At 47.4% G+C, this 24,435-nt stretch carries 21 protein-coding genes; 14 read left to right on the top strand and 7 right to left on the bottom strand.

Annotated elements, in window-relative coordinates; all coding sequences use genetic code 11:
• The first annotated feature begins 151 nt into the window (after nucleotides 1-151).
• Both WBJ53_RS30245 and WBJ53_RS30240 read left to right on the top strand, forming a co-directional pair.
• Nucleotides 152-664: an RNA polymerase sigma factor gene (locus tag WBJ53_RS30245; RefSeq protein WP_338873324.1), complete on the top strand. Its 513-nt coding sequence runs from the start codon at nucleotides 152-154 to the stop codon at nucleotides 662-664.
• Nucleotides 654-1,223 carry a hypothetical protein gene (locus WBJ53_RS30240; RefSeq protein ID WP_338873322.1) on the top strand — a complete coding sequence of 190 codons (570 nt, stop codon included), beginning with the start codon at nucleotides 654-656 and terminating at the stop codon, nucleotides 1,221-1,223. The genes WBJ53_RS30245 and WBJ53_RS30240 overlap by 11 nt, the downstream gene beginning before the upstream one ends.
• Nucleotides 1,224-1,434: 211 nt before the next feature.
• Here WBJ53_RS30240 and WBJ53_RS30235 read toward each other — a convergent pair whose 3' ends face one another.
• Nucleotides 1,435-2,976 (bottom strand): YifB family Mg chelatase-like AAA ATPase, encoded by a 1,542-nt coding sequence (locus WBJ53_RS30235; protein WP_338873320.1) that lies wholly within the window; start codon nucleotides 2,974-2,976, stop codon nucleotides 1,435-1,437.
• Nucleotides 2,977-3,198: 222 nt separating this feature from the next.
• Complete coding sequence (gene rsmH / locus WBJ53_RS30230) at nucleotides 3,199-4,104, bottom strand: 16S rRNA (cytosine(1402)-N(4))-methyltransferase RsmH (RefSeq protein ID WP_338873318.1); 906 nt, start codon at nucleotides 4,102-4,104, stop codon at nucleotides 3,199-3,201.
• A gap of 125 nt (nucleotides 4,105-4,229) precedes the next feature.
• Here rsmH and WBJ53_RS30225 point away from each other — a divergent pair, with 125 nt between their 5' ends.
• The 3 genes from WBJ53_RS30225 to WBJ53_RS30215 all read left to right on the top strand — a co-directional run bounded on the left by WBJ53_RS30225 (nucleotide 4,230) and on the right by WBJ53_RS30215 (nucleotide 8,713).
• The gene (locus WBJ53_RS30225) at nucleotides 4,230-5,483 is read left to right on the top strand and encodes a TlpA disulfide reductase family protein (RefSeq protein WP_338873316.1); all 1,254 of its coding nucleotides are present in this window, start codon (nucleotides 4,230-4,232) and stop codon (nucleotides 5,481-5,483) included.
• A gap of 192 nt (nucleotides 5,484-5,675) precedes the next feature.
• Nucleotides 5,676-6,146 (top strand): MarR family transcriptional regulator, encoded by a 471-nt coding sequence (locus tag WBJ53_RS30220; RefSeq protein ID WP_338873314.1) that lies wholly within the window; start codon nucleotides 5,676-5,678, stop codon nucleotides 6,144-6,146.
• A gap of 131 nt (nucleotides 6,147-6,277) precedes the next feature.
• On the top strand, nucleotides 6,278-8,713 hold the full coding sequence (locus WBJ53_RS30215; protein ID WP_338873312.1) for a 3-hydroxyacyl-CoA dehydrogenase/enoyl-CoA hydratase family protein: 2,436 nt from the start codon (nucleotides 6,278-6,280) through the stop codon (nucleotides 8,711-8,713).
• 69 nt (nucleotides 8,714-8,782) lie between these two features.
• Here WBJ53_RS30215 and WBJ53_RS30210 read toward each other — a convergent pair whose 3' ends face one another.
• Together WBJ53_RS30210 and WBJ53_RS30205 are read right to left on the bottom strand one after the other, a co-directional pair.
• Nucleotides 8,783-9,424: a VTT domain-containing protein gene (locus WBJ53_RS30210; RefSeq protein ID WP_338873310.1), complete on the bottom strand. Its 642-nt coding sequence runs from the start codon at nucleotides 9,422-9,424 to the stop codon at nucleotides 8,783-8,785.
• Nucleotides 9,425-9,525: 101 nt separating this feature from the next.
• Nucleotides 9,526-11,418 (bottom strand): ABC-F family ATP-binding cassette domain-containing protein, encoded by a 1,893-nt coding sequence (locus WBJ53_RS30205; RefSeq protein WP_338873308.1) that lies wholly within the window; start codon nucleotides 11,416-11,418, stop codon nucleotides 9,526-9,528.
• A gap of 390 nt (nucleotides 11,419-11,808) precedes the next feature.
• Here WBJ53_RS30205 and WBJ53_RS30200 point away from each other — a divergent pair, with 390 nt between their 5' ends.
• The 5 genes from WBJ53_RS30200 (at nucleotide 11,809) to WBJ53_RS30180 (ending at nucleotide 16,671) form a co-directional block, all read left to right on the top strand.
• Nucleotides 11,809-12,813: a formylglycine-generating enzyme family protein gene (locus WBJ53_RS30200; RefSeq protein WP_338873306.1), complete on the top strand. Its 1,005-nt coding sequence runs from the start codon at nucleotides 11,809-11,811 to the stop codon at nucleotides 12,811-12,813.
• A gap of 86 nt (nucleotides 12,814-12,899) precedes the next feature.
• Nucleotides 12,900-13,382: a 2-amino-4-hydroxy-6-hydroxymethyldihydropteridine diphosphokinase gene (gene folK, locus WBJ53_RS30195; protein WP_338873304.1), complete on the top strand. Its 483-nt coding sequence runs from the start codon at nucleotides 12,900-12,902 to the stop codon at nucleotides 13,380-13,382.
• Nucleotides 13,383-13,460: 78 nt separating this feature from the next.
• Nucleotides 13,461-14,678 (top strand): pyridoxal phosphate-dependent aminotransferase, encoded by a 1,218-nt coding sequence (locus tag WBJ53_RS30190; protein ID WP_338873302.1) that lies wholly within the window; start codon nucleotides 13,461-13,463, stop codon nucleotides 14,676-14,678.
• A gap of 422 nt (nucleotides 14,679-15,100) precedes the next feature.
• Nucleotides 15,101-15,295, top strand: coding sequence for a hypothetical protein (locus tag WBJ53_RS30185; RefSeq protein WP_338873300.1), 195 nt, complete (start codon nucleotides 15,101-15,103; stop codon nucleotides 15,293-15,295).
• Nucleotides 15,296-15,639: 344 nt separating this feature from the next.
• Entirely contained in the window at nucleotides 15,640-16,671 is a 1,032-nt protein-coding gene (locus WBJ53_RS30180; protein WP_338873298.1) for a fatty acid desaturase, read from the top strand.
• Between the two features lie 86 nt (nucleotides 16,672-16,757).
• Here the strand turns inward: WBJ53_RS30180 and WBJ53_RS30175 are convergent, their stop codons facing one another.
• Together WBJ53_RS30175 and WBJ53_RS30170 are read right to left on the bottom strand one after the other, a co-directional pair.
• Nucleotides 16,758-18,857, bottom strand: a complete 2,100-nt coding sequence (locus WBJ53_RS30175; protein WP_338873296.1) for a cytochrome c biogenesis protein CcdA — start codon at nucleotides 18,855-18,857, stop codon at nucleotides 16,758-16,760.
• A 147-nt stretch (nucleotides 18,858-19,004) separates the two neighbouring features.
• A complete protein-coding gene (locus WBJ53_RS30170) occupies nucleotides 19,005-19,838 on the bottom strand; it encodes a phytanoyl-CoA dioxygenase family protein (RefSeq protein WP_338873294.1) in 834 nt (277 codons plus the stop codon).
• Between the two features lie 142 nt (nucleotides 19,839-19,980).
• Between WBJ53_RS30170 and WBJ53_RS30165 the strand changes: the two genes are divergently transcribed.
• Complete coding sequence (locus WBJ53_RS30165) at nucleotides 19,981-20,850, top strand: AraC family transcriptional regulator (protein WP_338873292.1); 870 nt, start codon at nucleotides 19,981-19,983, stop codon at nucleotides 20,848-20,850.
• A 52-nt stretch (nucleotides 20,851-20,902) separates the two neighbouring features.
• On the opposite strand, the gene WBJ53_RS30160 is transcribed toward WBJ53_RS30165, so the two are convergent.
• Entirely contained in the window at nucleotides 20,903-21,208 is a 306-nt protein-coding gene (locus WBJ53_RS30160; protein WP_338873290.1) for a hypothetical protein, read from the bottom strand.
• Nucleotides 21,209-21,494: 286 nt separating this feature from the next.
• Here WBJ53_RS30160 and glyA point away from each other — a divergent pair, with 286 nt between their 5' ends.
• The 3 genes from glyA to WBJ53_RS30145 all read left to right on the top strand — a co-directional run bounded on the left by glyA (nucleotide 21,495) and on the right by WBJ53_RS30145 (nucleotide 24,361).
• A complete protein-coding gene (glyA, locus tag WBJ53_RS30155; RefSeq protein WP_338873288.1) occupies nucleotides 21,495-22,784 on the top strand; it encodes a serine hydroxymethyltransferase in 1,290 nt (429 codons plus the stop codon).
• Nucleotides 22,785-22,885: 101 nt separating this feature from the next.
• Nucleotides 22,886-23,743 (top strand): twin-arginine translocase subunit TatC, encoded by an 858-nt coding sequence (tatC, locus tag WBJ53_RS30150; RefSeq protein ID WP_338873286.1) that lies wholly within the window; start codon nucleotides 22,886-22,888, stop codon nucleotides 23,741-23,743.
• Nucleotides 23,744-24,142: 399 nt separating this feature from the next.
• Nucleotides 24,143-24,361: a hypothetical protein gene (locus WBJ53_RS30145; RefSeq protein ID WP_338873284.1), complete on the top strand. Its 219-nt coding sequence runs from the start codon at nucleotides 24,143-24,145 to the stop codon at nucleotides 24,359-24,361.
• Nucleotides 24,362-24,435: the final 74 nt, after the last annotated feature.

Below are 24,435 nucleotides of genomic sequence, written 5' to 3'. Positions count from 1 at the left end.
ACGAGCGGTGAGCATCCGGCAAAAACAAACAGCGCGAAGTCTTCCGGCTTCGCGCTGTTTGTTTTTGGTCGGTGTATTTTTTATGTTTTTCCCCTCTTCCTGTAAGAAATTAAACCCTGTCGGGTACTAATTAGCATAAACCGATGAGGCTATGACGGAATCAGAGCAGAACCATACGTTCAACCAGTGGCTTCGGCAACATAAGGTGCAGATTTTTAAAGTGGTACGGGCCTATGCTTCGGCTGCGATGGATCAGGACGATCTGTTTCAGGAGATTACAATTCAGGTCTGGCATTCGATTCCGGTTTTTCGGGAAGAGTCGTCGGTGAACACCTGGATTTATCGTATCGCACTCAACACGGCCATTAAATGGGTAAGCAAAGAACGAAAATACCAGACAAAACGCGAATCGCTGGAGAATGTTCAGGCTCTCTTGCAGGAACATAAAGTGCCACCCGATGAGCGTCTTGCCTGGCTCTACGAAGCGATTTATAAACTAGACGAAATAGACCGCTCCCTTACGTTGCTGCTGCTCGATGGATTTAGCTATAAAGAAATGGCCACCATGCTGGGTATCACTGAGTCGAACGTGGGCGTAAAAATTAACCGCATCAAGAAGCAACTGATCGCTAAATCAAAACAACTGACTACGCATGGAATTTGACGAATTGCAAAAAATCTGGGACTCACAAAATCAACAACCCATGTACATGATTAACGAAGATGCGCTGCACAACCGCATTCATACGAAAAAGGCAAAAGCCGGTCATATTACCAATTTTACCGAGCTACTCTTGATAGGAGTAAATGCTGGGGCTGGCTGTTTAGTAGTTGGTCTTAATGCATCTAAGTCGGGTACTAATCTATTTATGTACCTATTGGCAGGCTGGATGCTGATTACGGCTGTGGCCGTTCTGGTAAGTCGAATTCGTAGACTACACCGAGAAAATCGGTTCGACCGGTCATTGTTTGGCGAGTTGGACCATGCCATTGCGATGACAACCTATCAGGTCCGGCTCTCTCAACTGATGCGCTGGAATACGTTTCCTATTGCGCTACTGGTTGTGGCTGGGATGGTGGATGGTGGCAAGTCCCTGTGGATCGCGGTCGCTCTGGTTATTTTCTTCCTACTGGTCAACTGGGCGAGTGGATGGGAGCATCGCTTTTACGTATCCAGAAAAGTGGAGCTGGAAACGTTGCAGAAAAAGCTAGAGCAGGAGTAGACACAGCTCGTCCGCGATGCAATCGCGGACAAACACTAGAAGGCTCATCGGCAATGCGTAGTGTCGATTTGTATTACATGATTTTTCAACCAAGCTTTGGCGCGGTTTCAAAATTGCGCAGTACAAAAAAACAGACGTAAGCATTTCGCTAACTTTCAGGCTGGTGAGCAGGAACAGGTACCCACCTACTGATTATATCGTTTTTGGCTGATTACCCTGCCCAATTCTCGCGGTCGAGGCTGCGGTACTGAATGGCTTCGGCCAGATGTTCGATCCGAATTTCGTCGGTTCCGGCCAGATCGGCGATGGTTCGCGACACTTTCAGAATACGATCGTAGGCACGGGCCGATAGGCCGAGTCGTTCCATGGCTGTTCGGAGCAGAGCCCGTCCCGCATCGCTTATGACACAAATCTCTTTGACCATCTGCGAAGGCATCATGGCGTTGCTATAAATACCCGGGTTTTCGGCAAAGCGGTCTGTTTGTAAGGCGCGGGCTTTCATGACCCGTTCCCGAATTACTTCGCTCGACTCGGCGGGCCGGTTGGCGGTCATCTGATCGAACGAAACCGGCGTGACTTCAACGTGCAGGTCAATTCGGTCGAGGAGCGGACCACTTACTTTGGCGAGGTATTTCTGCACGACGCCTGGTCCGCAAACACATTCTTTTTCGGGATGATTATAATACCCGCAGGGACAGGGATTCATGCTGGCAATGAGCATAAAACTGGCCGGAAATTCGACCGCCCACTTGGCTCTGGAAATACTAACTTTACGGTCTTCGAGGGGTTGCCGCATCACTTCCAGCGCCGACCGTTTGAATTCTGGTAGTTCATCGAGAAAAAGTACGCCATTATGTGCCAATGAGATTTCTCCCGGCTGCGGAAAACTACCACCACCAACCAGCGCGGCATCGGAAATTGTGTGATGAGGGGATCTGTAGGGCCGATTGGCAATCAGAGTAGCCCGGCTTCCGAGCTTTCCGGCAACCGAATGAATCTTGGTTGTCTCTAATGCTTCCTGTAAGGTCAACGGTGGCAGAATACTGGGTAAACGCTTGGCAAGCATCGTTTTTCCGGCTCCTGGTGGGCCAATCATAATCACATTATGACCACCGGCAGCCGCAATTTCCATAGCCCGCTTGATGTTTTCCTGACCCTGAACATGCGAAAAATCGACCTCATAGCTATTAAGCTGGCTCATAAACAGATCGCGTGTGTCGCTCACGACCGGTTCGATGTCTTTCTTGCCGTCAAAAAACTCGACGGCTTCCTGCATGGTCGAAACCCCGATCACATCCAGATTATTGACTATTGCCGCTTCCTGTGTGTTTTCTGTAGGAAGAATAAAGCCTTTATAACCACGTTTTCGGGCTTCGATAGCAATGGGTAATACCCCTTTTATCGGCCTAAGGGTACCATCAAGGGCCAGTTCGCCCATGATCACATAATCGTCAAGATTGCGCTGGGTTGTAATTTGTTCGGATGCCTGTAGTACGCACAATGCAATGGGCAAATCATAAGCCGACCCTTCTTTCCGAATGTCGGCAGGGGCAAGGTTAACGACCACTTTCTGGCGTGGCATTCGGTAGCCGAAAAACTTTAACGAAGCTTCTACACGTTGTTCGCTTTCTTTAACGGCACTATCGGGTAAACCAACCAGATGAAAATGCAAACCCTGTGCGACCACTACTTCGATGGTGATCAGACTGGCATTGACGCCATAAACGGCCGCGCCGAAGGTTTTTGCCAACATAGCAAGTTACGGTAAACAGAAATTAGATGAATTGCTAAAACTACAGGTCATTTGTCAACTGTCATTACGAAACAGTAGAGAAATAATCGAATGGCCAATGACTATTGACGAATGGCCAACTATCAAACCGCCAAATATATCGCTTGTTGGTAAATTTTGTAACGGTTTATTCTTACCAGGATTCCTTATGGGTTGATTATCTGCTCCTGATGAGAGTTAGCCTTATAATTTCTCGGCAATGCGCAGTTTGGCGCTTCGGGCGCGTGGGTTGCGGGCAATTTCGTCGGGTGTAGCCTCAATTGGTTTTCGGGTAATGGCCCGTAGTGGCTTCAGTTCGTTTCCGTATAAATCTTTCTCGACCTCGCCCTGAAATTTGCCTTTGTTAATAAAGTTTTTTACCAGCCGGTCTTCCAGCGAGTGATACGACATAACGACCAGCCGTCCACCCGGTTTCAGTACTTCGGGCACCTGCTCTAAAAACTCTTCCAGCGCCTGAAGCTCTTCGTTTACTTCAATTCGAAGTGCCTGGAAAACCTGCGCAAAGTATTTATTTTCCTTGCCTCGGGGCGCATATCGTTGTAAGGCCGCTTTGAGGTCATTAATCGTATTGAGCGGTCGATTCGATCGGGCCGAGACAATAGCACTGGCCGCTGTTCGGGCATTGGTAATTTCGCCGTACATGCCCAGAATTCGGTGCAGGTCGGCTTCTGAATATTCATTGACCACCTCTCGGGCTGTACGTTCGGCCTGCTGATTCATGCGCATATCGAGGTCAGCCTCGAACCGGGTCGAAAAGCCACGTTCGGGCGTGTCGATCTGATGCGACGAAATGCCCAGATCGGCCAGAATCCCATCGACCTGTTCGGCTTTGTACAGACGCAGATACCGCTTCAGGTTTCGGAAGTTCGAGGCTACAAACGTTAGCCGCGAATCGCCAATCGCCTGTGCATTGGCGCGGGCATCGGCATCCTGATCGAAACCAAACAGTCGACCCCCTTCGAGCTGACGAAGAATTTCCCGGCTGTGCCCTCCTCCGCCAAACGTAACGTCAACATAGGTGCCGCCGGGTTGCAGACCTAGCCCTTCAATGCAGGCTTGTAATAAAACAGGTTCGTGGTAAGTACTCATTCAGAAACTAACCACTCAGCGTGGTCGTTATGGATGACATTGATGCTCATTTAGTGGACGTTATAAGTATATTTGAGGTAATGTCCTGTATGGTAGCTTCAATCGGCATCCTGAATTGTAAAAACATGAAAAAAATCCTTCCTATCGCAGCCATTGTACTATTTACATTACCGTCGGCCTGCTCAGGGCAATCAACTTCGGCAACCGTTAAACCTGGTATCTATCGAGCCGCTCTGAAAACACCCGGTGGCGAATTGCCCTTTGGGTTAGACATTCGGCCCGCTCCGGGCGACGCCAGGACCTATTCGGTTTTAGCAATCAATGGTAATGAACGGCTGCCTATGGACCCCGCTACGGTTGAGGGCGATTCGATTCGTATACCAATGGCACTCTTCGATTCGGAATTAATTGCAAAGATAGAGGATAATATGCTCCGTGGCTTCTGGCGTCGGCGCCGGGTTGGGCAGCAGGTACAGTCGCTACCGTTTGAAGCCCAGTATGGTGTGAAATATCGGTTTAACGTGAGCGATAAAGCACCTACCAGCAATGTAAGTGGTAAATGGGCAACCCAATTTGATTCGAAATCGGGCAAAGTCGATACGGTGAATGCGGTAGGTATATTTGACCAGCAGGGGAATCATCTGGCAGGTACATTTCTGACGCCAACCGGCGATTATCGCTATCTGGATGGTAACGTTGATGGCGACAGCCTGTTTCTGTCCTGCTTCGATGGATCGCATGTCTATCTATTTAAGGCAAAGCACAATCCGACGACAAAAACCCTTACTGGCGGTTTGTGGGCTGGCATCTCGGGCTACGAATCATGGGTAGCTACGTTCGATCCGAAAGCCGACCTGCCCGATCCGGCTTCGCTTACCTACCTGAAACCGGGCGCGAAAACGCTGGCTGTCTCGTTTCCCGAACCAAATGGAAATATGGTTTCGCTAAACGATTCTCGCTTCAAAAACAAAGTCACAATCGTGCAAATTATGGGCTCCTGGTGCCCAAACTGCATGGACGAAACCAACTTTCTGAGTCCGTGGTATAAGCGGAACAAACAGCGGGGTATCGAAATTGTGGGCCTTGCCTTTGAGCGATCGCCCGAAATGGCAATATCCGGCCCAAAAATCGAACGAATGAAGCAACGTTTTAAGATCGATTATCCAGTCATGCTGGCTGGCACAAACGATAAAGCGCAGGCTTCTAAAGCCTTACCCGATCTGAATGCGGTTGTCGCTTTCCCTACTACAATCATTATTGACAAAAAAGGACAGGTTCGCCACATTCATACGGGCTTCTCCGGCCCCGGCACTGGTAAATATTATGATCAGTACGTTGAAGAGTTTAACCGACTGATCGATAAGTTGGTAGCCGAATAGAACCGGGATTTGTGGGATTTATTGGACTGACTTTGATTTTGTTGAATTTCGCTTCTTTGAAGCGCTTTTATAGCTCAAAATCAAAGTCAGTCCAATAAATCCCACAAATCCCGGTCAAACATTATGCATGCATACTAATTTCAAAAAAAATAGTAGATTTACATCCATAAATTGGATTGTGCGACATCTACTATGAAGAAGGAGAAGACAGTAGACTTTCATATAAAGTGGGCCTGGCATGCAATTTCGCGCATGTATAACGCCTACGCAGCCCGTTTCGACATCACAATGGCGATTGGGTATGTATTACTCAACATTGATCTGGACGAAGGGACACCGGCTACTAAAATTGGCCCCTTGCTGGGAATGGAACCGCGCTCGTTGGTTCGAATGCTAAAAAATCTGGAAGAACGGGGCCTGATCCGGCGCGAAGTTGATGGAAACGATAAGCGGTTTGTCCGTATCTATCTTACCGACGAAGGGAAGATTAAGCGCGAAATGGCGCGCGAAGGCGTTATCCAGTTCAATAACATGATTCGCGAAAAAATTCCGCTCGATAAGTTGGTTGTTTTCTTCGATGTGATCAAGGAAATAAACCGGATGGTCGAAGACGAAAATGCAAAAATCAAAGCCGCCGAAACCGAAGAGTTGCCACTGGATTAACCTGTTCTGACGCACATGGCCGTAATCACAATAGGCCGCAGGTTGGCCAAAAGATCTTGGTGATGTTGACGAGTTACTTAAACTAAAAGACCGGAACGCAGACTAAACTGTGTTTCCGTTATTGCAAAACCATGGAAGCAACCCTGGAAAAACCCAAACCACAGACAAAAAACCGTACGATCCGGCGCGTAGCCGTCCTGGGCTCAGGCATTATGGGCTCGCGCATTGCCGCTCACTTTGCCAACATTGGTGTCGATGTGCTCCTGCTGGATATTGTGCCAAGAGAACCGAACGACGCCGAAAAAGCGAAGGGCCTCACAACCGATAGCCCCGCTGTGCGCAACCGGATCGTCAACGATTCGTTCCAGGCCATGCTTAAGGCAAGCCCGGCATCGCTCTACAGCCCTAAGTTTGCCGATCGGATCAAACTGGGCAATTTCGACGATAATCTGAAAGAAATTGCTACCTACGACTGGATCATTGAGGTGGTAGTGGAACGGCTGGACATCAAGCGGTCAGTCTATGAGCGGGTCGAACAGTTTCGCAAGCCCGGAACGCTGATTACGTCGAATACATCGGGTATTCCGATGCATCTGTTGACCGAAGGCCGGAGCGAGGATTTTCGTCTGAACTTCTGTGGTACGCACTTCTTCAATCCGCCCCGCTACCTGCGGTTGCTTGAAATTATTCCTGGTCCTGATACCGATCCGTCGGTTGTCGATTTCCTGATGAACTACGGTGATCTGTATTTGGGGAAAACCACCGTTTTGTGTAAAGATACGCCCGGCTTCATTGCAAACCGGCTTGGTATTCAGTCGCTGATTCAAACTATTCGGGTAGCTGAAGAACTGGGGCTAACCGTTGAAGAGGTCGATAAACTGACGGGACCCGTGGTAGGCCGCCCCAAATCCGGTACATTCCGGCTATCGGATGTGGTTGGTCTGGATACAACCGTCAATGTGGCCAGTAATCTGGTTAAAATGGAGCACGACGAGTCGCGGGCTTCGTTCGAACTGCCTTCATCGGTGCAGAAACTGATGGAGAATAAGTGGCTGGGCGATAAAACGGGTCAGGGGTATTATAAGAAAACGAAAGACGAAAACGGGCAAACACTGATTCTGGCGCTGGACCTGAACACCTTCGAGTATAAGCCGTCGCAGAAGGTTAAGTTTGCCACGCTCGAAAGCACGAAAGCGATTGACAATCTGAAAAAACGGTTTCCGGTATTGATTGCCGGAAAAGACAAGGCCGGTGAGTTTTACCGCCGGACGTTTGCCGATGGATTTCGCTACGCTACCTACCGTATCCCCGAAATATCGGACGAGCTGTACCGCATCGATGCCGCTATTACGGCGGGTTTTGGCTGGCAGATGGGGCTGTTCGAAACCTGGGATGCTATTGGTGTTAAAAAAGGGGTCGAACTGATCGAATCGTTCGGCCAGAAACCAGCTCAGTGGGTTTATGATATGCTGGCGGCTGGTTTTGACTCTTTCTATAAAGTGGAAGGGGGTAAGCGTAAGTATTACGACATCCCGACGAAGAGCTATAAGGCGATCCCTGGAACCGAAGCCTTTACGATACTGGAAAATTTAAGCAACAGTATCGTCTGGAAAAATTCGGGGGCAAACATAGTGGATCTGGGCGATGGTATTCTGAACGTTGAGTTCCGCAGTAAAATGAACACCTTCGGCCCCGAAGTGTCGGAAGCGTTGATGAAAGGCATTTCACTGGCCGAAAAAGACTTTCGTGGACTGATTGTTGGTAACGATTCAACCGAAGCATTTTCGGCCGGGGCTAACCTGGGTACCTTGTTTATGTTTGCCGTAGAGCAGGAGTTCGATGAGGTGAATCTAATGATTGCACAGTTTCAAAAACTCATCACGCGTCTACGTTATTCATCCATTCCGGTTGTGGTAGCACCACATACGCTGACGCTTGGGGGCGGTTGCGAAGCTGTATTGCACTCCGATCGGGCCGTTGCTCATGCCGAAAGCTACATTGGTCTGGTTGAGGTTGGCGTTGGTTTGATTCCGGCTGGCGGTGGCACCAAAGAAATGGCTGCCCGCGCATCGGATCTTTACCAATCGGGTGATCCGGAATTGAATATTTTGCAGAATATATTCATGAACATCGCTACGGCTAAGGTGTCGACATCGGCACAGGAAGCCCGCGAGATGAACTATTTGCGCTCAACCGATCAGATTGTGCTGAACCGAAGCCGTCTGTTATCCGAAGCGAAACAGGCCGCCATTGAACTCGCCGAAAATGGCTATACGCAGCCTAAGCCACGTACGGACATTAAGGTACAGGGAAAAACGGGCATTGCGCTGTTCAAAGCCGGTATTACGGCCATGCGGATGGGCAATTATATTTCGGAGCACGACGCAAAAATTGCCGATAAACTGGCTTATGTGATTTGCGGTGGCGATTTGAGTACGCCCCAAACCGTGTCGGAGCAGTATCTGCTCGACCTGGAGCGCGAAGCATTCCTGTCGCTGACGGGCGAAAAGAAAACGCTGGAGCGCATTCAAAGCTTGCTGACAGGCGGTAAGCCGCTGCGGAATTAAGGAGTTGGTTTATAGTTTATGGTTGCGCTGCTTGTTGAGAACCTAAATGGGCGGAGCAACCATAAACCGTTACACCTTCTCCGCTCGTTTCTCGCGTCGTGCATTCAGGTATCCCCGAATAACGGTATAAGTCGTGATAGCGAGGAAGAAAATAATGATCCAGTGAACGTAGTTGATAATCCATGGGAATCGTTCACCGAAGTAGAAACCACCACCAACCAGAACCAGTACCCAGATAGAAGCTCCGATTATGTTGTAAAGGATAAAGAACCGGGAAGGCATATGGATTAGTCCGGCCAGAATAGGAGCGAACGTTCGAACAACGGGCAGAAACCTTGCCACAATCAGCGCGCCGTTGCCGTAACGAACAAAAGCCTCGCGCGTATCGTCGATGTATTTTTGTTTAAAAAACAGCGAATCGGGCCGGTTTTTGATTCGGGCACCGAAATAGTAACCCGTCAGATAGCCCGTTAGCGAGCCAAACACAGCCGCGCCAAAGATACATAAGAGCAGAAGCCAGAGTGGAACATCCAGTATCTTCGTGCCTGCAAATACGCCTGATAGAAACAGCAAATAATCCCCCGGCAGAAAAAAGCCAAAGATGATACCATTCTCCACGAAAATAATCAGCGTAATCAGCACTAAACCACCCGTTCGGATGATTTCTTCTGAATTTAGGAGATACTGAAAGAAATCAATAATCTGATTCATAGTTAATGATTGAGTGACAGACTGATTGACTGATTGAATTGCAATCGTAATAAATATGAAGCAGCAGCAATTCAATCAGTCAATCAGTCAATCAGTCAATATTACATATATTCTGCCAGCTCGAGCCAGCGGTCCGATTTTTCGGCAATCGTTTGATCGAGTTCTTCGATTTCGCGCGCCCAGGCCGTTAACTGTTCGTGATGACCACCGGTATTGAGAAGACCAATAACTTCGGCTTTCCGTTGCTCGAGCGACTCAATTTCTTTTTCGAGGGTTTCGTACTCCCGAATTTCCTTAAAAGACAGCTTCTTCTTTGTATTACCCGCGTTGTTAACTCCCGAAGAAACCGCCGATTCGGTTGTTTGGTTCTTGCTGGCAGCCAGAACAGGTTTATCATTTTGTGAAGATTGTTTCGGCTGAGAATCACGCCATTCGCGGTAGTCGGTGTAGTTGCCCGGAAAATCGCGGATTTTGCCTGCACCCTCCATCACAAAAACGTGTTCGACGAGCCGATCCATGAAATAACGATCGTGCGTAACAATAAGAACGCAGCCCGAAAAATTCAGCAGAAAATCCTCCAGCACATTGAGCGTTGTGATGTCGAGATCATTGGTCGGCTCATCCAGAATCAGAAAGTTTGGGTTTTGTACCAATACCAGCAAGAGCTGTAACCGACGCTTTTCGCCACCGCTAAGCTTAGCTACGTAGTCGTACTGTTTCGACCGGTCGAATAAAAATCGGCTAAGTAACTGGCTGGCCGTAACCGTGTCGCCATTCGCCAGTTTCATAACTTCGGCTACTTCCTGCACTACGTCAATAACGCGCTGGCTTTCGGGTAGATCCAGTTCGTTTTGGGTATAATAGCCAAATTTGACCGTTCCACCTGTTGTAATCTTACCCGAATCGGGACGTAATTGACCCGTCAGCATATTCATCAGCGTAGTTTTACCCATGCCATTTTTGCCGATCAGTCCAACCCGGTCGAATCGTTTGAAAGTATACGTAAAATGATCGAGCAGAACCTTTTCGCCAAAGCGCTTGCTCAGATTCTCGACTTCCAGAATTTTACTGCCTAACCGGGAAGTTCGCAGATTCAGATCTAATTCACCATCATTACGTCGGCCACTAGTTTTTTCTTTCAGTTCTTCGAAAGCGTCGATTCGATATTGTGCTTTAGTGCCCCGCGCTTTCGGCTGCCGACGCATCCACTCCAGTTCCCGCCGGAATGTGTTCCGATCTTTTGCCAGCTCTGACGCTGCGGCTGTTTCGCGCTCATCTTTCTTTTCCAGAAAATACGCGTAATTGCCTTTATACGTATAAAGCTGGCCACCATCCAGCTCGGCAATCTGATTGCAAACCCGATCCAGAAAATAACGGTCGTGCGATACCATCAGCAACGTGCCATTATTAGTGTTCAGGAAATTTTCGAGATACTCGATAGCTTCCAGATCAAGATGGTTGGTTGGTTCGTCGAGAATGAGCAGGTCGGGATTTTGAATCAGCACCCGCGCCAGAGCTACCCGTTTGCGTTGCCCGCCCGACAATGACCCGACCTGTTGTTCAACGTTCTGAATACCTAACTCCCCCAGAATTTGCCGGATTTGGGCTTCATAATCCCAGGCTTCCAGCTTTTCCATATCGACCATAGCCCGTTCCAGAGCCGCATGGTCGTCGTGCGCAAGAGCATATTCATAGGCCCGAACGGCTTCAAGTGGAGCACTTTCGCCCGCCAGCACAACTTCCATGACGGTCAGCGCATCGTTGAGGTCGGGTTGCTGATCAAGATAACCGATTGTAATGTCTTTGCGATGACTAACAATACCCGAATCGGGGGGAATTGCCCCGGCCAGAATAGAAAGTAATGTTGTTTTACCAGAACCGTTGGCACCAACAATCGCAACCTTATCGCCCCGGTTCACTCCAAATGTGAGGTTGCGGAACAACATGCGGTCGCCGTATGATTTTGTTAAGTTTTCTGCTGAGAGGTAATTCATGAAGTATACGATTCTCCGATTCTTTTAGCGAGGAGGCAGAAGGATCAGATCTAATTAGGGAATGCGCTCAACTGCATTGCCGCCTGTGACAAACGATATCCACAAATAAGCCTGTAGGACTACTCATTCCTTAATTTTCGCTGGTAGGTGAGCACATCTTGCCCCACTTTAATTTACCTGCATATTTTTGAACGTTTAATCCTTTAGTAGACTTCAACTGCTGAAGTTGTTCTGCAATTTCCGCTTTCGTAGCCGCTTTGCTTTGATTAGCTTTATTGTCATTATCGATACAGGCTATACAGAAATAAAACTGTTTGCAGACAAAGGTACAACAAACCAATCGTTTGTACTTTTACACCGCAACGTAAATCCTTTCCTTATAAACTAATAATGTATCTAAAACATCTCAGCGCAGCCGTTACTATTGTCGTTAGTGCAGCAATAAGTACCTCAGCACAAACCACCACTGATTTTAAATCATATACGCAGGTTATTCCGGGCAGTAATCAGGTTTATGCAATGGTTGCTATTCCGGGAGGCTCCTTCATGATGGGTAGCCCTGCTGCCGAAAAAGGCCATAAACCTGACGAAGGGCCACAGCATAAAGTCCAGATCGAACCTTTCTACATGGGTAAATATGAAGTAACCTGGGATCTCTACGATCTGTTTGCGTTTACCAATATGGAAAAGGAAATGGCGGCTAAATACACTCAAACGGATGCCAATCTGGCTAAAACCGATGCCACAACGCGGCCAAGCCCTCCCTATGTCGATATGTCGTTTGGAATGGGTAGGGAAGGCTACCCCGCTATCAATATGACCCAGTATGCCGCTATTAAGTTTTGTGCATGGTTATATGCCAAAACGGGTGTTTTCTACCGGTTGCCTACCGAAGCAGAATGGGAATATGCCTGCCGCGCCAAAACCACTACCCCTTATTCATTCGGGGCCGATGTGAAACAGCTTGGCGACTATGCCGTTTTCAATGGCAATAGTGGTGGTGGCTATAAGAAAGTCGGCACTAAAAAGCCCAATCCATTTGGCCTCTACGATATGCATGGCAATGTGATGGAATGGACACAAGACCAGTACATCGAAGACTATTATCAGCAGGTTGCCAGCGGAAAAGTAAAAGAGCCATATGCCCCAACTACCATGCTATATCCCAACTCTGTGCGGGGCGGTTCGTGGGACGATGGACCTGAAGTGCTTCGGTCGGCAGCCCGGACTCCTTCTGCCCCGGCCTGGAAAGTACTTGATCCGCAGAGCCCCAAATCGGATTGGTGGCTGACATCGGCTTCGTTTGTTGGCTTCCGGCTTGTTCGCCCTGCCAAAACACCCACTGAGGCAGAAATTAAGGCATATTACGATATTAAAGTAATTAAAGACTACTAAGTAGTATAAGGGCGAGAGAGTGTAAGAGCGATACAGATGTTGATCGGTGTCTCTTTCGCTCTTTCACTCGTTCACTTGTTCACTCGTTGAAAACATTCCTTCTTCTTGGTGCTAACCTTGGCAACCGTATTCAAACACTACAACGAGCCGTAGGCTTAATTGCTGAACGGGTAGGTTCCGTTACTCAGCAATCGAGTTGGTATGAAACAGCCCCCTGGGGTGTTACAGATCAGCCTGCCTATGTGAATCAGGTAATTGCTGTTGAAACCGATTTGAAGCCGGACGCCCTGCTCGAACAGACGCAGGCTATTGAGCAGCAATTAGGCCGGGTGCGGTTCGAAAAGTGGGGGGCGCGGTTAATTGATATTGATATTCTGTATTACGACCAGGAAATTGTACTGACTAAATCACTGACAATTCCTCATCCCTATTTACACCAACGGCGGTTTACCCTGGTGCCTCTGGCAGAAATTGCTCCCAATTTCGAGCATCCGGTTCTGCAAAAAACATCACGGGAGCTACTGGCAGTATGTGAAGATGAAAGCGAAGTCGTAATTTTTAATTTCTGAAAAATAACGGCCCTCCGCTGAAAACATAGTACCTTTGCAGTCAGTTTGTTATAATTTTCTCAAAAATAATCACCGATTATGTCTGCCACGCTTGACACCGTGAGTTTGTTAGCCGACCGCATCAACGCGCTGGAGGAATCATCCACGCTGGGGATGACCAAAAAAGCACGTGAATTGGCCGCTCAGGGCCATAAAGTTATCAGCCTGAGCGTCGGAGAGCCGGATTTTAAAACACCTCTACACATTTGCGAAGCAGCTAAGAAAGCCATCGACGATGGTTTCCACGGTTATTCGCCCGTTGCCGGTTATCCTGATCTTCGTAAAGCGATTGCTGATAAGTTCAAGCGCGATAATAATATTGACTGGAAACCTGAAAATATTGTTGTTTCAACTGGCGCCAAGCACTCGCTGGCCAACGTTATTCAGGTATTGATCAACCCCGGCGACGAAGTGATCATTTTTTCGCCGTATTGGGTTAGCTATTCCGAAATGGTCAAATTGGCCGACGGTAAAGCTGTTGTTGTCGATGGGTCGTTTGAAAATAACTTTAAAGTAACACCCGAGCAGTTCGAAGCGGCCATCACCGATCGGACCAAAATTGTGATGTATGCATCGCCCAATAACCCAACCGGCTCGATCTATTCAGAAGCCGAGCTTCGGGCTATTGCCGACGTGGTGGCTCGCCACGAAAATGTCTATGTGCTGGCCGACGAAATCTACGAATATATCAATTTTACCCCAGAAGGCCATTTTAGTATTGGTTCGATTCCGGAAATTGCCGAACGCGTAATTACAGTAAACGGAGTTGCAAAAGGCTATGCCATGACCGGCTGGCGTATTGGCTATATTGGCGCGGCTAAATGGATTGCCGATGGGGTTGAAAAACTTCAGGGGCAAGTTACATCAGGAACTAACTCAATTGCGCAGAAAGCAGCTGTAGCGGCTCTGAATGGCTCCTTAGAACCTTCTATGGAAATGGCGAAAGCATATCACCGCCGTCGCGATCTGGTTGTGAAACTGTTGAAAGAAGTCCCAGGTTTCCGTACAAATGTCCCCGAGGGTGCATTCTACGCTTTCCCCGACATCAGCTTCTATTTTGGTAAATCGGATGGAACCACGGCAATCAATAATTCCGACGACTTTGCTATGTGGTTGTTAAATACGGCTTATGTAGCAACAGTTGCCGGTTCGGGTTTTGGCGCACCAAACTGTCTCCGTATCTCAACGGCGGCCTCAGATGAGGCTCTGGCCGAAGCCATTCAGCGGATTAAGGATGCCGTTGCAACGCTGAAATAAATTAACGAGTAATACTTTACGGAGGCCGGGTAAGTTTCGACTTTCCCGGCCTCTATTGTTTAATGACACTTGCTATTTGTAACCATTTGTGGGTAAATTGTAAGGGGTAGTTTCAGGAATAGGTTAAATTGTTCGAGGTCTTTGTTAGATTGTCCTTATTATTTTGTTAATTAGCAGACAATCAATCATATGGTTGTTTTTCTTTTGGCATCAAAATTGATACCTTCAAAAAAAAAGGACTAAACTGAGAAGAAGGCTAAAAAAAAGGCGATTTGGAACATTGCTGGTTTATTAAACATTTTAATAATAGGCTTGTTTTTGTACTGAATCAAGTTTAATTTTGAATATCAACAGATAGCAGACCTATTGAGTAACTTCTTCTTTTTACTAAAATCAAAAACCGTTAACTTAATCTAAAATTGATGATTGAACCGATGAGAAAATTGCGTTTGTACATGGTTTTCCAGTGGGTTTTCTTCCTGCCTATTATTTTGCCCCTCTGTATAATATTTGGAGCATTGCGTGGTGCAGCTCAAATGGCAGAGCGTGTAATTGAGCAAATAAAGGCAGATGTACTGCCTCAGGGAGAAACACAACCAACGATCGATCAATACTGAACTGACCAAGTCAGATTCGTATAACAAAGAGCCAGATTTCTGCTCAATAGGGAAGTCTGGCTCTTTGTATTAGCTAACAAACAGAAGTGCCTTGCCAGGGTTTACGCATAAGCTGGTATTTGCGGCTTATTATAGTTCAATTTTGTCCGCATCTTTCAGAAAGATACCCGGACTTTTTGCCCCCCAATACCGTCCAGAACCGCGTAGTAGAACCTTCACGAAAATTTTGCCATCAAGCGAGTAGGTAGATAACAATATCGTTTGAATTAGTAGACTGATAGAATCGGAAAATGTGTTAAATTTACCGTTCGTTATTCACCGAATTGTACCGGCGACACTTACCTATGGCAGTATTAACAGATTTTGTCCGCTCTAATGCCTCTGAACCGCATCGTATCCGTACGCGGCAAATCCTGAAAGCCCATCCTGAAATCAAAAAGTTAATTGGTCAGAAAAACCCTACCACATTCTGGGTCATTCTGGGCTGTGTAACCCTCATGACCGGGCTCTCCTATCTGGTTCGGGATCAGTCGTGGTGGGTAGTTATAGCCACTGCGTGGTTTATTGGCGCTTTTCCGGCGCATACGCTCTTTGTCTGTATTCACGAAGCAGCACATAATTTGATATTCCGTAAGCCAACGGCTAATATGTTGGCTGCCATTTTTGCAAATCTGCCAACTGTTTTACCAACGGCTCTATCATTCAAAAACTTCCATATCAAGCACCATGCTTTTCAGGGTGTTCATGAACTGGATGCCGATTTGCCCGACTGGTATGAGGCCCGGCTTATCAATAATTATTCGATCGGCAAAGCATTCTGGCTATTACTCTTTCCGATTTTTCAGGCGATTCGTACCATTCGTTGCCGTGAGCTGGCTGTTATCGATAAATGGGTAGCCCTAAATATTGTTGTCCAACTGGCGTTCGATGCCCTGATTGTAACGTTCTTTGGTTGGCAGTCGCTGGCGTTTCTGCTGCTTTGCCTGTTTTTCTCGGTGGGTCTGCACCCGCTGGGCGCCCGCTGGATTCAGGAGCATTACTTAACACTCGATCCAGAACAGGAAACCTATAGCTATTATGGCCAGTTGAATGGCGTGAATCTGAACGTTGGTTTTCATAATGAACACCACGATTTCCCGTCTATTCCCTGGAATAAACTACCTGAGATCAAAAAAACGGCCCCTGAATACTACGACACCCTAAAATACCATACATCGTATGTTCGCTTGTTTTTCCGTTTTCTGTTCGATCAGGAAATTTCGTTGTTCTCGCGCATTGTTCGTAAAGAACGGGGGCGGGTAACGGTCGACGATCAGTCGAAGCCTGATTTAGAATTTATTCAGACGCAGGATTCTACGCCTAAGGTAACGGCCTAACAGCAAGAATTTATACCAAAGCAGAGCGGCCCGATCAACTGATCGGGCCGCTCTGCTTTGCAAAATGTAAGTAGCAACTAGGCTACCTAAAACTTGGCCTTGCCTGTTTCCAGAAAAGCTACAAAATTCTCAACACTGCGGTCGTAGTTTTTAGGAGCGACCAGCAATTTGCCATTGCTATCGACCAGACAATAGTGTGGTTGAGCATTGTTATTATAGTTGGTGATTTGCAGATCGGCATTTTGCGCACCAATGGTTTTTTTCACCTTCTGGTCATACGTGGAGGTATACCATTCCGATTCGGGTAGTTCGGTTTTATCATCGACGTAGAGCGCCACCACAACAAAGTCGTTCTGTAGGCGCGATAACACCGCCGGGTCAGACCATACCCGTGCTTCCATCTCACGACAGTTGACACAACCATGACCGGTGAAATCGATAAACACAGGTTTGTTCACTTTTTTAGAATAGGCCAGTGCCTGTTTATAGTCGAAAAAGCCCTGCAAACCGTGTGGCAAATGAAACAGGTTCGCATATTTTGGCGTTTCGCCAAGTGAATTGGCAGGGCTCTGGCTGGCCAGCGACTGACGGCCATATAAATTGAAATCCTGCGACGTTTCGGGAGGCAGATAGCCCGATAACGATTTCAGCGGAGCACCCCACAAGCCGGGAACCATATAGACAACGAACGAGAAAGTTACAATGGCCAGAAGCAGTTTCTGAACACTGATATGCTTCACCTCACTGTCGTGTGGGAGCCGGATTTTTCCCAGGAAATAAAAGCCAAGCAAGGCGAAAATGACGATCCACAACGCCAGAAAAACCTCTCGGTCGAGCAAACCCCAGTGGTATACCTGATCGGCAACGCTCAGAAATTTCAGGGCCAGGGCCAGTTCCAGAAAGCCCAGTACTACCTTAACCGAGTTCAGCCAGCCACCCGAGCGGGGCAGATTTTTGAGCCATTGCGGGAAAGCCGCAAACAAGGTGAAAGGCACGGCAAAGGCCGACGAAAAGGCCGCCATTCCCAAAATAGGCTTAATTACTTCGCCACCTGCCGACGCTACCAGCAGGCTCCCTACAATTGGCCCCGTGCAGGAAAACGACACCAGCACCAGCGTGAATGCCATAAAGAAAATACCTGCTATTCCGCCCTTCTCAGATCGGGCATCGGCCTGATTAATGAGCGAGTTAGGTAATACAATTTCAAACAGGCCCAGAAACGAAAGCCCAAATACAAAGAATATAGCAAAGAATAGTACATTGGGCAACCAGTGTGTACTCACGAAATTGGCAAAGGCGGGCCCGTTGATTCGTGATACAACCGTACCCACAATAACGTAAATGCCAATAATGAATCCTCCGTAAAGAAACGCTTTCCACTGACCACCCTGCTGATTGGTGAAGAAACTAACCGTAGCGGGTATAATTGGAAAAACGCAGGGCGTTAACAAGGCCACCAAACCCGACAGAAAGGCTGCCAGCATGAAACCCCATAGTGATCCGCCAGAGGCCGTGGCTCCTTCATCCAGTGCCTGTTCTGGCTCCTTTAGTGCATCGGCAACACTTGGCTCGGTCTGGCTGGTGGCTTTGGCAGTTGTAACGGCAGGGGCTGGCGTTGTGGCAGCAACGGCAGTTTCGGGGACAGGTTGCGTTGCTGTCGATGTTGTGGTGGGTGCCGTAGCAACGGCTGTGGTTGTAGTGGTAGGAGTTGACGCAATGGCTTTCAGCTCCGTCGAAAACTCAACTTCCGTAGGAGGCAGGCAAACTCCGTCTTTATCAGAGCAAACCTGATATTCGGCTGTTCCAGCAAAAACAGCCATTGGTTTTAGCAACTTCACTTTCTGAACAAAAACAGCCTTATTCTTGAATTGACGGACTTTAGCGCCCCATACTTCTTCAAATACTTCTTCAACTCCAATAGGAGTTGCTTTTCCGACAAGCGAATAGGCATCTGAACCGGCAAATTTAAATGATGTTGGTACTGGTCCGATATTAGGATCAAGATCGTTTGAGTAGAGATGCCAGCCATCGGCAATGGTCACTTCAATACGGACACTAACAACATCGCCAGCTTTAGCTGGTTGTTTGTCTGTTTTGGCAGACCAGAGAGTGGGATCTTTGCGAATTTGCGCCGTTGTAGTAAAACTGATAAGCAACCCTACAACGAGTGCTAGTATTGGTTTCATACCGCTTTGGGTAAGTGATGATAATTTTATAAGGAAACAGAAATAGAGCAAAAACATTTCCCTAGTACGCAAATAGTCGCTAATCAGTGGCAGTTAATCTCTTCTTTAACTGCTATCGATTAGCGACTATTGTGTTGAAATCAGTTATTAATAGCTGAATAACACCGGATTTAGCTCATCCTGAGGGTGGCTGCCTACCGCAACGTTGTTGAGCCATTTGGCATGATCGGCTACCTGATACGGATTGCGGGGCTGAGCAATGATCTGATCTTTATCCATATAAATCATGGTCATTACCTTCCGTGGCCGATCAGATGTGTTTGGACCAGCGCGGTGGAACGTCCAGCCGGCGTGGTAGCTCACTTCGCCAAGTTCGAACGGCGTATCGTGAACTGAAAAATTCTGTTTCTGTAGTTCATCGGCCAGGAGTTGTTCGCTTTCATCACTGATTTCAATACCACGCCCGATTTCTACATGCTGACTTCCTTCGGCAAAAGCCAGTGGCCCCATTTCCATCGGTGTGTCCTGTAGCGGAATCCAGACCGTAACGGTTTTCGGCGAAGCCAGGGGCCAGTAGAACTGGTCGGCATGCCAGGGTGTAATGCCGCCCGATGGTTCTTTATACAGAGCCTGATCATGGTAGAGCCGGACGCCTTCGACACCCATCAGGTCGGTGGCAATTTTAGCCAGTCGTTTCGAGAACACAAACTCTTTGGCTTCTTCATCTTCCAGCCACAGATTCATAATTTGCAGAAAAGCCCGCTCGTATGTGGTCCGTTCGTCCATTGGCTTAATGAGCGTATTAAGCCGAAAAACCTGATCGGTAATAATCTCGCCATAATAGTTCAAAGTTGCCGGACTCAGAACGTGTTTGAGCTTGATATAACCGTTCTGCTGGTAAAAGGCAATAGCTGACTGACTAACTTCATACGGTGTATCGAGCTCCTGCCGTAGCTGCTCTTTATTGATCGTAGCCTCCATAAACAAATTCGGTAAGGGGATAAATACTACACAAAAATAGATGATGGCAGGCAGTAGAAAAGAAGCGGTTTTGTCTAATTTATATGTATTTTTGACCAAATTTTAGTTAAAATTCATTAATATGGTTAAAATAGGATGATAAATGAAGGCTTTATTTGAGAAATTACCATTTGGAGAGCAAAGTTCTGTGCTCGTCAGGCGGTTTCGGTTGCCTTATTTCGATGCGCCCTGGCATTATCATCCTGAATATGAGCTGACTTATATCGTCGAAGGCTACGGCCGGCGGTTTGTAGGTGACCATGTCGAATCCTTTCAGGCCGGTGATCTGATATTACTTGGGCCAGATTTGCCGCATTTCTGGCGAAGCGACGACGAATATTATCGGGAAGACTCCACTCGGCAAGTTCAGTCTATTGTTATACAGTTTACGGGTGAGTTTGCTCAACAGGGGCTGGCGAAAGTTCCGGAAGCGACGCTGATCCGCCAGTTGCTCGAACGTTCGCGTTATGGTTTACGGTTTGCGCAACCTATTAGTCGGCAGGTGTTAACAAAGCTGGAGGAGTTGCCCGAAAAAACAGGATTGTTACAACTGTTGGGTTTGTTAGAAATTCTGGATCTACTGGTAGCAGACCGCAATGCTGCCCTGTTAGCTAGCGAAGGGTATCAACTAGCTCCAGGGGCATCGGAAACCGAGCGAATGAAACGAGTGCTGGAGTACACGCTGAGCAATTTTCGGACGGAGATTCGAATGGAGCAGATTGCCTCGGTAGCGGGTATGGCTCCGGCGGCCTTTTGTCGTTATTTTAAGAAACGGACCCGAAAGTCGTTTGTAGAATATTTAAACGAACTCCGAATCAGTCATGCCCGGAAATTACTGGCCGAGCTGGATTTAAGTATTAGTCAGGTTTGTCTGGAGTGCGGTTTTAATAATAATTCACACTTTCATCGGCAGTTTAAACTTTATACGGGAGTTACACCACTTCAGTATCAGGTTATGTCGAAACAGAAGTAAATGAAACAGCCACCCTTGTCTTAATAGGGTGGCTGTTTTGAGTAAATAGAGATTAACGCCAGTGGCCATTGACCCAAACCGGGCCCCGGCGGGTTTGCCGCCAGTGACCAGGTGCCCAGGCTGTGTAGCGAGCCGGGGCAACCCGATAATAACCATTGACCCAGATATAATTGCGACCCCGGCGTACATAATGGCCGGGAACCCAGACATGACGAACAGATGGAGCTCTTGGAATAACCTCAACACGTGGGGGCGGAGGCCCCTGAGTGGTCGCTGTTGCGGTGCAGGCCGTAAAAACAGCCGAAAACAATAGGGCAAATACAAACAGCGCTTTTACTCGATTACTGATAGTTTTCATAGCGTTTTATGTATTTTAGTAAACTCTACATTACAATGACAATCCTAGAATTGTCTTGTTTGCCAATAGGATAAAAGTTAAAAGTGAAGGTTTAATCAGAACACGAAAAACGTATCTATAGCTGTTACAGGCGCTATATTTAATTGTAGTTTAACGGATACCAAAAATCTCCAACATCCTACCGTTTTCCGCCGTACCTTTGTGAGTAACTGCTTGTTTGGTTGCCGATTTGTTTATGTTTTTTGCAACCAGATCTTGAGAAACGAAAGCACAAACCGCTCATAGCATGACTACCGTCACCACCACCCGCGATACGCAGGTATTTGACCTGATTGCCAAAGAAAAACACCGTCAGGAGTCGGGCATTGAATTAATTGCGTCTGAAAATTTTGTGTCACCTGCCGTTATGGAAGCGGCCGGGAGCGTTCTAACTAACAAATATGCCGAAGGATTACCCGGTAAGCGCTACTACGGTGGCTGTGAGGTAGTTGATCAGGTCGAACAAATTGCCATTGATCGGGCTAAAGAACTGTTTGGTGCAACCTGGGCCAATGTGCAGCCGCACTCGGGTGCTCAGGCCAATACGGCCGTATTTCTGGCCTGCCTTCAGCCGGGCGATACCATTTTGGGTTTCGACCTGTCGCACGGTGGTCACCTTACCCACGGGTCGCCAGTTAATATTTCAGGAAAATATTTCCGGCCAACGTTCTACGGTGTAGAGAAGGAAACAGGCGTTATCAACTACGATGTTGTAGAAGAAACCGCTAAGCGCGAAAAACCTAAAATGCTGATCTGCGGTGCGTCGGCCTATAGCCGCGACTGGGATTATGCCCGTTTGCGTGCCATTGCCGACGAAGTAGGCGCGCTGTTGCTGGCCGACGTGTCGCACCCGGCCGGACTGATTGCGAAAGGGTTGCTGAACGATCCGTTGGCTTACGCACATATTGTTACAACAACTACGCACAAAACCCTCCGTGGTACGCGTGGTGGTATGATTATGATGCGTGATGATTTCGAAAATCCGTTTGGTATCAAAACCCTGAAAGGCGAATTGCGGTTAATGTCGTCGCTGCTCGATTCGGGCGTATTCCCTGGTACGCAGGGCGGGCCGCTGGAGCATATTATTGCAGCCAAAGCCGTAGCATTTGGCGAAGCTCTATCCGACGATTTCTACGATTATGCCGTTCAGGTGAAAGCCAATGCGCAGGCAATGGCCAGCGCCTTCCTGAATCGTGGTTACGACATTATTTCGGGGGGTACGGATAATCACCTGATGCTGATCGATCTGCGCTCCAAAGGCCTGACCGGTAAACTGGCCGAAAATACCCTGATTAAGGCAGACATCACCATCAATAAGAATATGGTTCCGTTCGATGATAAGTCGCCGATGGTAACGTCGGGTATTCGGGTGGGAACGGCCGCCATGACAACGCGCGGACTGAAAGAATCGGACATGGAGCAAATTGTCGTATATATCGACAAGGTGCTGATGAATCATGACAACGAAGCGACCTTAGCGACCGTTAAAGAGGAAATCAACGAGTGGATGAAAGCATTTCCGCTCTATAAAAGTTAATTGATGATTGAGGGATTGAATAAATCGTGCTCGCTGATAGGTAGATTTTTCTCATTCAATCATTCAATTATTCAGTCATTCAATCATTCGTAGTTAGAACAATGCCACTAGATCAAATGACCGATGAGGAGATCGAAGCCGATGGCAAGGAGATGTCCTTTCTTGACCATCTGGAAGAGCTTCGCTGGCACATAATTCGGGCCGTTGGCTCCATTTTTGTGTTTGCCATCATTGCCTTTATTTTCATCGAAGAAATTTTTGATGTCGTCATTATGGGGCCTAAAAACCCTGACTTCTGGACATATCGAATGATGTGTAAACTGGCAGACAAAACCGGTTATGCCGATTTATGCGTGAAGAAACTTAATTTTGAGTTGCAATCGCTGGGTGTGTCAGATCAGTTTACGATGGCCATGACATCATCGGCTATTATTGGCCTTTGCTTTGCATTTCCATATGCCTTCTGGGAGTTGTGGCGGTTCATTAAACCCGGTCTGCGATCGGTCGAAAAGCAGGCTGCCCGGGGAGCCGTATTTTATGTGTCGATCCTGTTTTTAATGGGGCTTCTTTTTGGCTATTTTATCGTATCTCCGCTGGCAATCAATTTTCTGGCAAACTTTCAAATCACTCCAGAGATCAAAAACCAATTTGATATAACCTCCTACATTGGGATACTGGTAACGCTTTCGTTAGGGTGTGCCTTAATCTTTCAGATGCCGATGGTAGCCTATGTACTGTCGAAAGTAGGCGTTTTAACACCAAAATTTATGCGTGAATATCGCAGACACGCCTGGATTGTGATTTTGGTGGTTGCCGGGATCATCACACCATCACCCGATATTTATAGCCAGGTGCTGGTAGCGCTGCCATTAACACTACTTTATGAAGTGAGTATCATTGTGTCGGGTCGGATTGAACGGAACCGGCTCAAAGAAGAACAGGAACTGGCAAAATCATAAAAAGAATACCTATTAAACAGGAAGCCCTTTCGTATGAAGGGGCTTTTTGCATTATAGCCGATTCCTGTATCTTTACTTAAAAGCCAAAACTATATGCAGGTTGTAGCGAAAATATGGCTAACCAATGAGCAGTGCTTGGGCCTAGTGAACGGGTCACTATAGCTGCATCCTGGGAGGAATTTGAGGAATTTCTTATTGAGACCGACGGCTAAACGGCCAAACTATGAAAAGGTGGCCACGGCGCGGGAACTGGTGTTTGTAGATTTGTTTACCGACAGACTGAACAACCTAATGGCTGGCTGGAAACACTTCATTGTGTATCTACTGACAGCCTGGTTACCATCGACGGATGTCAGTTTGTATAGAAGAGATTTTACCAATTTGCCTGAAGAATAAACTATGGAGTATAATTTTAAAAAATACCATTATCGGTCCATCAACGCGGTTGATAATGCCGAGCGGGCAGCGATCAATCAGGAATTAAAAGAGCTGTATGCGTCCCTTTCCGACGAAGAAAAAGACGAATTCAATCGACAGCTTCAAGTCTTTCTGGCCAAGGAAATGGGACGAATTAAGTCCGATTACGAATCGGTTAAAGGAAGCCTTGGCGATAATTAAACTGTTTATCTTGCCTTCGGCGTCACTGGTTCTTAGGAAGAGAATTTACAAATGACCAACGGCCGAAGGTAAAT

This window comes from Spirosoma sp. SC4-14 (genome assembly GCF_037201965.1).
Lineage (GTDB): Bacteria > Bacteroidota > Bacteroidia > Cytophagales > Spirosomataceae > Spirosoma.
The sequence above is the reverse complement of the archived record's forward strand: the minus strand, read 5'-3'. Positions and strand labels throughout refer to the sequence as shown.